13 protein-coding genes are annotated in these 13046 nt (G+C 54.1%); 4 read left to right on the forward strand and 9 right to left on the reverse strand.

Annotated features, from left to right (window positions below; all coding sequences use genetic code 11):
* Positions 1–355 precede the first annotated feature (355 nt).
* From ACR0L1_RS23435 to ACR0L1_RS23450, 4 genes are all read right to left on the reverse strand, one after another.
* Positions 356–1363, reverse strand: coding sequence for a DUF2955 domain-containing protein (locus ACR0L1_RS23435; RefSeq protein ID WP_480552994.1), 1008 nt, complete (start codon positions 1361–1363; stop codon positions 356–358).
* The gene (locus ACR0L1_RS23440; protein WP_480861066.1) at positions 1353–2417 is read right to left on the reverse strand and encodes an HlyD family secretion protein; all 1065 of its coding nucleotides are present in this window, start codon (positions 2415–2417) and stop codon (positions 1353–1355) included. The genes ACR0L1_RS23435 and ACR0L1_RS23440 overlap by 11 nt, the downstream gene beginning before the upstream one ends.
* Positions 2414–3493, reverse strand: coding sequence for an AI-2E family transporter (locus ACR0L1_RS23445; RefSeq protein ID WP_170787525.1), 1080 nt, complete (start codon positions 3491–3493; stop codon positions 2414–2416). Before ACR0L1_RS23445 ends, ACR0L1_RS23440 begins: the two co-directional genes overlap by 4 nt.
* Before the next feature lie 175 nt (positions 3494–3668).
* Positions 3669–3995 carry a potassium channel family protein gene (locus ACR0L1_RS23450; protein WP_170775830.1) on the reverse strand — a complete coding sequence of 109 codons (327 nt, stop codon included), beginning with the start codon at positions 3993–3995 and terminating at the stop codon, positions 3669–3671.
* A 495-nt stretch (positions 3996–4490) separates the two neighbouring features.
* Between ACR0L1_RS23450 and ACR0L1_RS23455 the strand changes: the two genes are divergently transcribed.
* The 4 genes from ACR0L1_RS23455 (at position 4491) to ACR0L1_RS23470 (ending at position 8781) form a co-directional block, all read left to right on the forward strand.
* Complete coding sequence (locus tag ACR0L1_RS23455) at positions 4491–6374, forward strand: SLC13 family permease (RefSeq protein ID WP_419555667.1); 1884 nt, start codon at positions 4491–4493, stop codon at positions 6372–6374.
* Between the two features lie 450 nt (positions 6375–6824).
* Positions 6825–7868, forward strand: coding sequence for a formylglycine-generating enzyme family protein (locus tag ACR0L1_RS23460; protein WP_480861069.1), 1044 nt, complete (start codon positions 6825–6827; stop codon positions 7866–7868).
* Between the two features lie 433 nt (positions 7869–8301).
* Positions 8302–8529 carry a DUF1127 domain-containing protein gene (locus ACR0L1_RS23465; protein ID WP_480861071.1) on the forward strand — a complete coding sequence of 76 codons (228 nt, stop codon included), beginning with the start codon at positions 8302–8304 and terminating at the stop codon, positions 8527–8529.
* A gap of 48 nt (positions 8530–8577) precedes the next feature.
* A complete protein-coding gene (locus tag ACR0L1_RS23470; protein ID WP_170775824.1) occupies positions 8578–8781 on the forward strand; it encodes a hypothetical protein in 204 nt (67 codons plus the stop codon).
* A gap of 79 nt (positions 8782–8860) precedes the next feature.
* Here the strand turns inward: ACR0L1_RS23470 and ACR0L1_RS23475 are convergent, their stop codons facing one another.
* Genes ACR0L1_RS23475 through ACR0L1_RS23495 form a run of 5 tightly spaced genes read right to left on the reverse strand, consistent with a single transcriptional unit; the run spans position 8861 to position 12619 of the window.
* Positions 8861–10003 (reverse strand): saccharopine dehydrogenase family protein, encoded by a 1143-nt coding sequence (locus ACR0L1_RS23475; protein WP_480861073.1) that lies wholly within the window; start codon positions 10001–10003, stop codon positions 8861–8863.
* Between the two features lie 21 nt (positions 10004–10024).
* On the reverse strand, positions 10025–10273 hold the full coding sequence (locus ACR0L1_RS23480) for a SemiSWEET family sugar transporter (protein ID WP_170775820.1): 249 nt from the start codon (positions 10271–10273) through the stop codon (positions 10025–10027).
* Between the two features lie 12 nt (positions 10274–10285).
* Positions 10286–11329: a saccharopine dehydrogenase gene (locus ACR0L1_RS23485; protein WP_480861075.1), complete on the reverse strand. Its 1044-nt coding sequence runs from the start codon at positions 11327–11329 to the stop codon at positions 10286–10288.
* Between the two features lie 13 nt (positions 11330–11342).
* On the reverse strand, positions 11343–11957 hold the full coding sequence (locus ACR0L1_RS23490) for a glutathione S-transferase family protein (protein ID WP_480861077.1): 615 nt from the start codon (positions 11955–11957) through the stop codon (positions 11343–11345).
* An 11-nt stretch (positions 11958–11968) separates the two neighbouring features.
* On the reverse strand, positions 11969–12619 hold the full coding sequence (locus tag ACR0L1_RS23495) for a histidine phosphatase family protein (protein ID WP_170791769.1): 651 nt from the start codon (positions 12617–12619) through the stop codon (positions 11969–11971).
* Between the last annotated feature and the right edge of the window lie 427 nt (positions 12620–13046).

A 13046-nucleotide genomic window follows, 5' to 3' on the forward strand; every position in this document is an offset into this window, starting at 1 on the left:
GTGACCCGTTCGATAAGGACCCGGATGATCTCCAAAGCTCCTGTGAGGATCGACGGGTCCGATAACGCATGTGCAAGACTAGCAACATTGGGGCGGCAGCGGAACAACCCCTCATTGGTGCGCATTGCAATGAAGGCCAGAGATGCAAACTACACTAGCCTAGAACAGAAAGTGTCCGTTTGAGCCGCAAGAGTGCAAAGCGTGAAAGTCGCTGTGTTCAAAAACTTGATAGTAAATTCGAATCCGAAAGAAATTTGCCCGAGTTGTCAATGCGCGCTTGAAAAGCGACATTGATGTCCAAGGGCTATCTAGTTGGTAGCTTTATTGGATGGTTGAACACTTTACCTAGTTAAGCTCAAGCGACCTGCACTTCTCTCTCCGGCCAGAACTCGTCGACTATGACATAGGCGACAATTACGAAGAATGCGGCCCCTGCGACTTGCAAAACGCGCGTAATACTTTTGACGTCGGCCTCATCCGAAAATGGCGCAATCGACCCACCATAAACGATCAGGACAGTCGTCAACGCCGAGCCGGCTGCCGCGGCGAGAGCGGCCTGAGACTTTCCAAGCGCTCCGAGGGTGAAGCAGAAGAACAGACATAACAAAATTGGCGTCAGAATAACTGGTGCGATCACGTTTACTTCATAACAGATGATCGACACCGCAGCTCCAAGCAGGTTTGCTGTCAACATCGCTTTGGCGACGGTCTTACCCATTGAAGGCATGGCTGCCAGTTGCTGACTCAAAAGGGCGACGAAGAACAGAACCAATAAGGCAGATGCGCCAGATAGAAAAAACACCATGGCAAATGGCACAGTCACAAGTGACATTCTGACGATCCGCCGGTGCGGATCAAATACGGGTGGCGCGTCAGCTTTCTTCTCGGCGGCTGATTGAAGATCTGCTGGGATCAGCACAAACATCAGCGTCGATACGAAACCTGCAAATAGCAGGTTTATCGGTATCCAGAACACGAGCACAAGCGCTAGGTCCTGCGATTGGAGGGCGAGGTTCGGGATCATCAATGCCCCCATAAGCGCTATGACACCAGGTAGAACACCAGCCCCTGAAACTGACCACATGAAGGACAGGATGATCCCGATGGCCACCAGAATAAGGAATACCACTGGGTAGGGTGCGAAGATCGACGACAACAGAAATGAGATGAACATCAATCCTATCGAGAAAACAAACAATTTGGTGAATGCTGCTAACGGCAGCGCAGCGGGTGCTTGCAGGAAGAGTGCAGTGAAAACAGCCCCTACAACCGCCAAGGGCCATCCTAAAAACAGGCCCAAGGTAAAGACGCCGGTCACACCCAAGGCGAGCCTGAAAATGGATTTCCGGCCCTCAATAGGCATAGGAAAGAATCGAAACCAAACGGATATAGGTCTGGCCGACCATGTTCAGCAGGGAATTGTCGCTCAGATACATGATCACGTCGGCCTGCCCGTTAAGTTGGAAGCGTAGGTCGTCGTCGGCGCTTCCGGCCTCATACCCCGGCAGCACGATCCGAACAGGGAACCGTTCTGGTTCGCGTAGAAACCCTTTGGTACTTGGCGGGCTCGCCAACTGGCCGGGTTCATCGCCTCCGCTCAAAGATACAGCCGCGCTGAAGCTCTCAATAACACCCGGGACAATTTTACCGGGGTGCATATCCAACACGACATCGACAGGAGAACCTATTGCAGCTCGGCCTAAGTTGTTTTCAGTAAAATACGCCTCAATCCAAACGTCGGTTGCATCTAGGAACGTCAAAAGGTCCTGACCAGATCGTGCGTATGTACCAGGGGCTATCAACAAATTGGATATGACACCCGTCGCCGGAGCGCGAAGTTCCGTCCACTCGAGGTTCAACTCTGCATCTGCCAAGGCCGCCAATGCGCGTTGTATTTTTGGATTTTCGATCCCGTCGTCACCCAGCCTCTGCTTTGCTTTTTCCAAATCCGCTTTAGCGTTCTCATAACTTGCCTCAGACTCTGCCAATTGGCCTCGGGCATCATCGGCTTTTGAGACGGCGATCAATCCCTTTCTTTCCAGCGCAAACACGCGCTCTGTTTGAATCCGCATCGTATCCAGATCGCTCTGGGCCCGGGCTAATTTGGCTTGCGCAGCCCTCACCTCTGCCGAGGATGCGCCCACTTCCTGCGTAGCGGCTTCCAGATCAGCTTCGGCCTTGTCGCGTTGAATTTCGTAGGGCCTGGGGTCAATCCGAACCAGAACATCACCTGCCGAGACAACCTGTCCATTTTCGACAAGAACTTCGGTCACTGTACCGGTGACCTGTGGAACAATTTGGGTCGCGACGGCCTTTACTCTGGCATTCCCGGTAAACGGGGTTTTGCGGTCCGCGACAAGGTACCAGACGAGGAAAATAAGAATGACGGCCAAAGTGGTCCAAATCGTCTTTCTCATTTCGCCGCTCCTTCAGCTTCACTTTCGGCTTCTGCAGGCGCATCGATCCAGACCTTGAACAGTTCATAGAATACAGCGAACAGAACAGGCCCCATAAAAATACCGATCAAGCCATACGCCATCATGCCACCGAGAACGCCAATGAGGATAACCAGCATGGGAGTTTCGAGGCCCTTTGAGATGAATACAGGTCTCAGGAAACTGTCCATAATCGCTACGGGAACGGCCAGTACGGTGAAGATCAACGCTGTGCCACCGGACATGGTGCTCCAGGCGTAGATGACTACTGGCAGAAGAACCAAACCGGGTCCAATTTGGATAATCGAAAGGATCAGGCAAATAAACGCCAGCGTCGCGGCCGAGCCAATCCCGAACAGCGCCAACAATACCCAAACTACGACCGCCTGAATCGCAGCCACGCCGATCACACCCTTTGTCACATTGCGGATCGTCGCGCCTGCCAGTGTAACGAATTCGCCGCCCCGGGGCGCAAAGACTCGGTTGGCAAAACGCTGAAGGCCTTGCACAAGACTTGGGCCAGGGCTGAACAAGGCACCCATAATCAAGACGGACAAAGCCAGTGCCAAGAGCCCAAGTCCGATGCTTAGCACCCGTCCGAACAGCGATTTGGTGATCTCAAGAATCTGCGCGCCGTATTTGGCAAGCGCGCCATCAAGGTTTCGTTCAAATAAGCCCCAAACTTCAGAAATCTTGTTGCCGACCAGGGGCAGCTCTTTTAGCCCTTCTGGTGCCGGTGGGACTTTTAGCTCGCCGCTGTCAGCTTGCTCTGCAAACTCAGATCCAAGCTCGGCTGCCCCCGATACCGCTGTTGCGACCGGCCCCAAAGTCAGAAGAAGACCCAACAAAACCAAAATCGTCGTAGCAAGTTTCTTCCGCCCGCCCAACTTGGACTGTAGCCAATCGAAAACTGGATAGAGTGCGACGCATAGAATCGTCGCCCAGATCACCACGCTTGCCAGCGGTGCCACCATTACCAAAGCGCTGTAAAGGAATAGTCCGAGAAACAGCAATCTTATCGCGAGATCGACAATCTTCGCGTCCTGGGTCTTTTCCATACCATCCCTCCAATATTTGTTTTCTGAATGTTACACTCAAAAAACGAAATATGTATATTTTTAAATTGGAGGGACCTGCAGAAACCTGAATTCTCTTGTAAATTCGTATTTCAGAGGCCTGGTCTGTAGATGTATAGCCTGCGTATGAAATTGCGTTGACTCATTTGAGCAAAAATTAATCGTCCCCTTTGGTGTCATCTTGGGACAGGATTGTATCCGCCACCGTGGTCGCTGCAGTCACGAAAATGCCGAGCCCCACGATGATGTAGAACATTGTAAAGATTTTGCCTGCTGCGGTTTCAGGAGAAAAGTCGCCAAACCCTACAGTCGATATTGTCACAACAGAAAAGTAGATGGAGTCGAGCCAACTCCAACCTTCGACATAGCGATAGAATACAGACGCCCACAGGATCATACCGGTTGTGAAGGCCAGAAGGCCTTTGACCCTGCCATCTTTAAAGGCGACGCCTATTCCTCGCGTAATTCTGGCTATCGAATTCATAAAACGACAATATCAAGGTAAAAACAAATATATACTATTTTTTGAATTTTTTTGTACTAGCCCGAAAATCTTGTGCGCTCTCACCGCGCTTATAGTGCGGAAATTGTAACCGACTGTTCGCCCAACCGCTTTGGGACTACTCGGTTCTGTTTTTACTCTATTGGCAGTTTCGGCAATGGTGAAATGCGATACCTGCAACGAAAGGCTAACGGAAATTTCAAGTTCATACTGCATCAGCGAAATCCACTTTCCCAATGTCAGTAGGGTCCGCTAACAGGGACTGCACAGTCTGTTTTTGAATGTCCGGTTCGGGCTGTATTCTGTTACAGGCGACGGTGGAACGTGGTTCCCCGCATTCACCATGAAGCGAAATCCTTTTACTTTGCCCTGAAATTTTGTTTCGTAGCTTGGCCAAAAAGCGAAATTTCATGACAGCGTAGGCGCGATGGTTTAGGTTTTTACTTTAAATAGAATATCCAAGTCTCGGTGGGCTCCTTGGAACAAGTTACCTTTACTTTTGAGATGGGTGTGGTTTGCGTTTTGTTGGCCTTCACCGTCTTCTTGTTCGTGTCAGAAATTGTCAGAATTGACCTCTCCGCCATACTGGTTCTGGTTCTCGTCGGACTTCTCAGCTACGTACCCGGGCTTGAGAACCTGGCGGACGTTTCGCATCTGTTCGATGGGTTTGCGTCGAACGCTGTGATTTCTATTATCGCGGTCATGATCGTCGGTGCCGGATTGGATAAAACTGGTATCATGAACAAGGTTGCGGCGGTCATTCTAAAATATGGCGGCACGGCTGAAAGCCGGGTCCTGTCGATTGTGTCAGGAACGGTCGGCATCATATCCTCTTTCATGCAGAATGTCGGAGCGGCTGCGCTGTTTTTGCCGGTCGTCAGCCGCATTTCTACGAGGTCGGGAATACCCCTGTCCCGCCTGCTGATGCCCATGGGGTTTTGCGCCATTCTTGGCGGCACGATGACTATGGTCGGGTCTTCTCCGCTGATTTTGCTGAACGACCTGGTCCAGACTGCAAACGAGGGGCTACCTGAAGGCCAAAAAATCCAACCCTTCGGGCTGTTCTCGGTAGCGCCAATTGGCGCGGCCTTAATCCTGACCGGGATCGGTTATTTTCTTCTGTTTGGGCGTTGGGTGCTGCCTGAAGACACCGGGTCCGACAACACCGGCACAGGACAGGGTACGCAGGAATACCTGCAACGGGTTTACGGCTTGCAGGCGGATATTTTCGAAGTGATCGTGCCAGAAAAAAGCCCGTTGGTCGGGCAGATACTGGCTGACATCAACCATGAAAATCATCTCTACATAATATCCACATTTTATCGCGGTAAGACTTCCATGGTTCAGGTTCTTACCGCCGAGATTGCCGCTCCGTGCCGGCTTGCCATCATAGGAAACCGCTCGGTTGTCGAACAGTTTGCAGAGAAATTTGGTCTGACTGTTCTTCCTGAACTGGATATCTTCGTAGAAGAGTTTGCGCCAACCAATGCCGGAATAGCCGAAGTCGTCGTGACACCTGATAGCAAGCTGATCGGGAAATGCCCCCGCGAGCTTTTGTTCCGAAAGACGTACGGCATGTCATTGCTTGCTATTCATCGAGGAGAAGAAACTCTCAGTCACGTCGAGACTGATACGCACGCGTCCACTCAGATCGGACTTGAAGAGTTTCACGCGGGCGACATGCTTGTCGCGCATACGAGGTGGGACAACCTGATGCGGGTCAAAAAGGATCCAGACTTCGTGGTTGTGACAACAGATTTTCCGCAAGATGAGCTACGGCCTCAGAAGGTCGGTTGGGCTTTGGCCTTCTTTGCAATATCGCTGTCGCTGATACTGTTCACCGACGTTCGCTTGTCCCTTTGCCTTCTGACGGGCGCCGCTGGAATGATGCTCACGCGGGTACTCAGTGTCGATGAGGCATACAGGGCAGTCGGATGGAACACGGTTTTCCTGCTGGCATGCCTGATACCTCTGGGGCAGGCGGTGCAAAATACCGGCACCGCAGCTTGGATCGCCCAGCAAATCATGATCATTTTGAACGGTTGGCCGATTTGGGCGCTTCAAGCCGGTGTCGCAATATTGGCCACCGCGTTTTCCCTGGTTATGTCGAATGTCGGGGCAACCGTGCTGCTCGTGCCCCTTGCTGTTTCAATTGCCGTAGCTGCCGGCGGAAACCCAGCGGCCTTTGCGCTAACAGTTGCAATCTCGACCTCGAACAGCTTCATCATTCCGACTCATCAGGTAAACGCACTGATTATGGGGCCCGCGGGTTACAAGGTAATGGACTTTGTGCGTTCCGGGGGCATCATGACCGTCCTGTTTTTGTTGGTTTCCTTGGTGATGCTCAATGTGATTTTCTGAACCGACTGACGGGAACAGATATCAAACTTTAGGCACCAAACCAAAACCTAACGATGCCGGTTTTAACTTTTTACCGCTTACCGGGTTTCACTGGTCATCTGAACTCGCCCATGCCCAATCTGTCTTTTTTAGCCGAGAACTTTCACGAGTTTGGCACGCTCGGTGCGTCAATTGCATTGCAAAGTTCAAACCCGAATTGGAAAGCACGCGGGTCACAACAAATTCGGTCCCGACCTTCAAACGGATTGCTATTTTGCGTCCCGTTGAACGTCCGAAAAGCCAGTTGGATGGCAGACACGGATCCCGGCGCTTAAGGTCCGGTTTTCTCCTCACTAACAATTTCACTATGAGTAACGGTTTTGTGAGGCTCATCGGTTCATGACTAGCTAATCAACTAGTTGAATCAGAATTAGTATTTTCAACAGAGACTGATTGTGTTGGGTGGCGAGTATGTATTCACTATTGTTTTCTATTTGGGCATCTCTTCCGTTTGACTTTGGCCAAAGGGCTGAACACTGCTCTAGGGCAGTGGAACAAGCACTCCTCATAGCTGGGCTTCTGACTGTTCCGGCGACGGTGTTTTCTGCGGAACATCAATTAGAGGACGGCACGACCGTCGCGCCGCTTGAGATGTTCCAGGAATGCGATGTCTGCCCCGAGATGATCGCGCTTCCCGAGGGTGAGTTCATGATGGGTGGGCCTCCAGGGGAATCTCGGCGAACCAAGTATTTTGCTGATGGAAAAACGCGTACCGCTACGCCGGAGGCTCCTTATATCGCAAAACATGAGGGTCCGGTTCACCGTGTAGAAATCGACATTCCAATTGCAATGGGGCGCAACGAAGTAACCTACGATCAATGGATGGCGTGTGTCCAAGATGGGGGCTGTGGCGGGATCGTTCCGCAAAATTGTATTCCTCAGATCGATGGTTCCTGTGTGTCATTGACCGGAAATTTCCCGGTTATCTACGTCTCGTTTGAAGATGCGATTAGTTATACGAATTGGCTTAATCAAAAGGTTGGAGCCGAGGTCTATCGGCTGCCAACCGAGGCTGAATGGGAATACGCCGCGCGGGCGGGAACTCAGACGTCCTTTGCCCAGGGCGAAGAGGTTTCTACTGATCAGGCAAACTTTAGCGGTTCCGCGACCGCGAAGATGTTGGGAGTAGATCGCCATGATCTGGTCTCACGCCGGCTACCTGTACAGGTTGACCAACTCAATGCCGCGAACGCGTGGGGGCTAAGGCATATGTCAGGCAATGTTGCGGAATTGACGATGTCTTATTGGTCCAAGAGGTACGAAGGGTGGCGGACGTCCAGCCGTTATTTTCAACACGCTGTTTCGACTGTGTGCGAATCCAATGTCGTTCGAGGTGGAGCTTACGGCCTCGCAATGGACTATGTACGGGCGGGCTCTCGTGGACGTGTCATAGGCGCGAGTCGGGTAAGATTTGCTGGGTTTCGGGTAGTTAGAGAATTAAGAACTCACGAATAAAATTTAGAGATAAGATATGACTTGTTTCCATGGTGATAGAGATCCCCACACAGCGAATGCTCCATTTGCGGGGCTTCCAACGAGCTTAGGGGAACCTGTACGGACAACTGCCTAAGTCCGCGTTTTTTGGGCTCACGTGATCGCATCAATCGCCCCTTGAACATAGTCCCAAAGACAGAGGCGACCGAGGAAGAGACTTCCAAAAAACTGTAAAAAAGCTCAGCGCAACGACATCAATTCATAGTCCCAAAAAAGGGATAGAGAATTTCTGAACGCATCTCGTTCTGCTTAGATTGACACCGTCAGACAAAGCGAAAACACGCTTTCAGTTTCGCCTAAACTTTCCTTAATCGTTCAGAATAGCAGCCTTAACTTCCGCCTCCTTTATCTGTTGTACGACATCAACAGGACACTAGGAATTGGAGGAATTACCATGGCCAATACTCATGCCGCCCCAGCGCCGAAAAACGTTTTTGCCGGGATGATAGCAGACTATGCAGAGGCACGGACCGAGCTCTTTCGGCGGCGGATTTTCGCAAAGACCGTGCGGGAGTTGGAAAGCCTGAATGATGCACAGTTGGCGGATATCGGCGTCCCGCGCGCCGAGATCAAAAAGCGCGCTTACCAAAGTGTCTATCGCGGCGTTTCTTACCACAACTGACATGGCCCTCGCCCAGCTCAAAGTAGCAAAGAAGGAAGGACCCTGAATATGTTTGATGACGTTTCATTGAATGGCAGGCTGACCCCGGCCGAAAGCGCATTGTTGCTGTTCGACAGAGCGATGAGGATCCAGGCGATCAGAGCCGATATCGTTCGTGCCGCACAATATCTGGACGGGTTCAGTGATCGCAAACTCTCGGAGTTAGGGATCAATCGCAGCGATATTGAAACAACGATCGACAGGTATATCTGACCGCATCACGCAGGGTTGGGTAGCGTCTTTTCGAAAAAGCCATTCCGGGGTCCTTGGAATGGCTTTTCAAGCTGAACGGTCAGTTGCAGTGGGTCTCTATCTGTAGGTGCTGTGCCAGCCTGTCGATCTCGGCCATCCATGTTTCCACGAGTTTCGGGTCACTGGGTGCCGCGTGAACCCCGGCCGGAATGGCCCGGTTCAGAACTGCTTCGACGGCCAGTGACACCGGCACTGAGACGAGGCGCGCCATCGCCGTGCCGCGCGCGTCGCCCCACGCGTCCATGACATAGGTTTTGTGCCAGACAGGAATGCCGTCCTTCTCGGCCTTCAGGCTCACGCACAGAACCACGCGGTCGGGCTCGCCAGCGTCATAGGCGTTCTCGGCCCAGAACTGATCCGACATCTCTTTCAAACGCGCGTCACCTTCGGGGCCCGAGAGGGTCTCGATTTCGGTAAATACGTCCGACCAGGCATCAGCCCAGCCGTTCAGGCGCAGGGTGCCGCGGACGAATTCCTTGACGGTCCAGTGATCGTCGAACTGGTACTCGGCCATGAACGGCAGAGAATCCCGGTTGGGATAGACCTCAAAGCTTTCGGGAGCGGGTAGCGGTGCAATATAGCTGGTGATGGCATCCCACGGGCGGGCAACGTCCAGCGGCGCGTAGTCGCGGATGGATTTTGACGGCGACCGCAGGGCTTTCAGAACGCCCAGAGGCGACCAGCTGAATTTATAGCGGAACGGGTTGGGGTTTTTGGGGATGCCGCCGCAATAGGAGATGAAGCTCAGGTGGTTTTGCGCGTCAAAAGCATCCGAGGCGCGGTAGTCAGCGACCAATGCGTGCGCCATCAGGTGGTCGATGCCCGGATCCAGCCCGACCTCGTTGACAAGGGCAACACCCGCTTCGCGCGCCTTGTCATCCAGCGCGCGCATTTCGGGGGCGATATAGGATGACGACACAAAGTTCGCGCCTTTGGAGATCGCCAATTCGGCCAGCGGTACATGCCAGTCGCCGGGTAGCATGGATACGATCACATCGCCCTTTTCCAACACCGCGCCCAAAGCGTCTATGTTAAATGCGCGAATTTCATCCGTCAGGTCGCCGACCTCAGCCTTGGCCTTGTCGATGGTCCGGTTCCAGACGGTGACTTTGTGACCGCCCTCGATCAGGCGGCGCAGGCCGGGGATGGCCGACAGGCCGGTGCCACACCAATGGATGGTCATTCGTATGCTCCTTTTTGGCTTTCAGCCGAATTTAAGTTTCGCAGTTACAATCGCACCGACAAGCAGGATCGATATCACATTGCCAAGGATCAACGGCCACGCAGCGATCATCAGCCCATAGATCAGCCACAGTGTCAGCGTGGTCAGAATCAGCAAGTTGGCGGGAAGGGACAGGTCTTTTGTTTCGCGGGTGCGCCAAGTTTTGAGAGTTTGAGGCAACCAGCATACTGTTCCCAAAATTGCCGCTGTTGCCCCGATCAGGTGTTCCATGGTTCGCCTTGCCTAACAATGTTTGACGAATTCGGCCCGTGCGCGGCCCCAGACGCCGCTGTCCAGATCGGTCAGGGTCAGCAGGGAGGGCAGCAGTTGCGTGGCATAGTCTTCCGAGCTTTCGACCGGCAGCATCGAGGGCAGGTTGTCGATGGCCATCACGTCCATCACCGGGTCGGTGGCCACGCGCAGCGCGGGGGCGTCCCATGTGGTCGCCCGGTCATAGACTGGCACTGGGTTATAGTCGCTGTCCGGATCGCAGGCCACGTCTCCGATGGCGGTCAGGTTGCGCTGTGCGCTGAGCGCCTCGCGCGGGACAAAGATCGGCGTGCCGGGGCGAGCGAAGATGCAGTTCAGGAACAGATCATGGTCGAGGATCTCGGGGAAGGGTCCACCGCTGGCGGTCTCGGCCATGTCCCACTTTGTAACAGCGACTCCCATCGCCTCGCACAAATCCGCAGCACCCGTGCCCACGCGGCCCAAGGCGCCGATGACGATAGCACGGGGGCGGGTGCCCGTGGCGTCCAGCTCGGCCAGCAACTCGGCGTTCAGCGCGTCTTTGTTGGTGTACACCCCGACCGGAGGGCATTCCTGCCCCCGCTGCTGCGCAGCCCATGTCTTCAGTGTCACCGCCGCGCCCGCATAACCGGCCCAATAGCCAAAGGCAGCGACCCGGCGGCCGTCTTCGTCGACCAGATATTCCAAATCATAAAGCGTTCCGCCCCCGGTCTTGAAGCGCTCTAATAGGGCGCGTCCAGAATGCTGGCCCTTATAAGCATGGCCGAACATGATATGGCGATGGGGCAGGGGCGTGCCGTCCTCTGGCAGTTCTTTAAGGCCAAAGATTATCGCGTCCAGCGGGGCTTGGGGCCAGGAGTTCTCAGCTGCGACCTCACACCCGGCCGCCTTATATCCGTCCAGCGGGATGGCGCGGACCGAGCTTTCCTCGACCGTCACGCGGATGCCTGCGGCGATCAAAGCTGCGGCGCCTTCGGGGGTAAGCCCAACCCGTTCTTCGTTCGGGCGCTGTTCTGCCCGGACCCAGAGATGTGTCATCGTCGTTCCTTTTTCAGAGCATTCCGGCAGCGCGTACGGTCTGCACCGATGCCCGCGCCTCCATCGCGTCTCGGAACGCGATAATCTTGGGAAAGGCTGTAACGTCAACGCCGTCGCCCTCGAGCCAACTGCAGACCACATACAGATAAGCGTCCGCCAGCGAGAACTCATCCCCCAGTACAAAAGGCCCACGCAGCCCGTTCGAGGAGATATAGTCGCAGGACGCGGTCATCGTCTGCGCTACCTTACCCTGCATGTCTTTCCAGCTGGATTGCTTGTCAGCCCACCGCGCCCCGCGCATCTTGTGGGCGTGGTTCACATGCATGGTCGAGGCAAGGTAGTACATCACCTCGCGCATCCGCGCGGCCATCATCGGATCAGAGGGCACAAGCCTGGCCTCGGGCGCTATGGTTGCGATATAGTCCAACAGTGCGCCCGTTTCAGTCAGGATACCTCCGTCTACTACCAGCGCTGGCACACGACCCTTAGGGTTGATTTGCTTGTAGGCGGGTTTGGTCTGCTCACCGCCTGCGAAATCCAGCTTGATCGCCTCGTATTCCAGCCCGGCCTCTTCCAAGGCGATGGCCACGGCGACTGAAATCGTACGGGGAGCATAGTAAAGCTGCATGAAGGGCCTCCTTACAGGTGGGTCTGGGCGTATTGCCGATCGGGTGCTTCCAGATGCGGCACTGCATTGAACAGCACCGGGCTCAGCTGCGCACCAATTGGGTGCAGACGATGCATCGACGTATTCATGATGGCAAGCGCCACACGCGCCATCGCCGGGATATCCAGCCCCATCGCCTGCCGCACGACCATTGAGATCAGCCCGCCTGATGTCACCACAATCGCAGGGCCCCCTGCGGTTCCAATATCGTGCAGAGCGTCGCGCACGCGGGTTTCGAAGGTCTCAAACGTTTCTGGTGCGTTGGCGATTTCACCACTCGCCCACGCGGCGAATGTGCGGGGCAGGTGTTCCACAAACCCTTCGCGGTCTGTGGGCACGGCCACGTTGTGTTGTGTTTCATAGAGCTTGGCGATGTTGAAATACTCGATCTCGTTCAAACGCGGATCTTGCACGGGGTTCGGAAAACCCATGCTGGCCGCTGTTTCCAAATGGCGTTTCAGCGTTCCTGAATAGACCCGAGGAAAGTTGGCTTGTGTGTCGCGCAGATGCGCCCCCAGCCAACGCGCTTGCTGATGTCCCAGTTCGCTCAGCTTGTCGTAATCAGCTTCGTCCCGCGCGGCGGTATTGGCCTGACCGTGGCGTATCAGAGTTATATGTGACATGTCCGTCCCTTCCGGGGCGAAGTCTTATGACAGCTTGAACCGAGGGACCAGAGGCTTCGGACTTGAACCAGGGAATTTCACCCTTTGGCGCGCGCTTTGCGGGAAAGCAGAAATGACTTGGGTTGCATTGGCAATTTCAAGTGTTGCGTAACGGAAAAAAGTTTCCTATACGCTACAAAACTGCTGTATGCGCCCGTATACACCTCTGGTTTCACCTGCCGAGTTGGGTCTTGTGTTTAAGGTTGTTGACTTGCGGCTGAGACCTCGGAAGCTTGTGGTGGGATCATGTTGAGCGACCAGCGCAAATAACGCGGCGGTACGGGATGCCAGGTTTTGAAAGGTTATAGATATGACATTACCGCGGCGCACGCCTTTGTATGACTTGCATGTTGAGTTGGGCGGGAAGATGGTTGATTTTGCTGGGTGG

This window comes from Ruegeria sp. J8 (genome assembly GCF_056531925.1).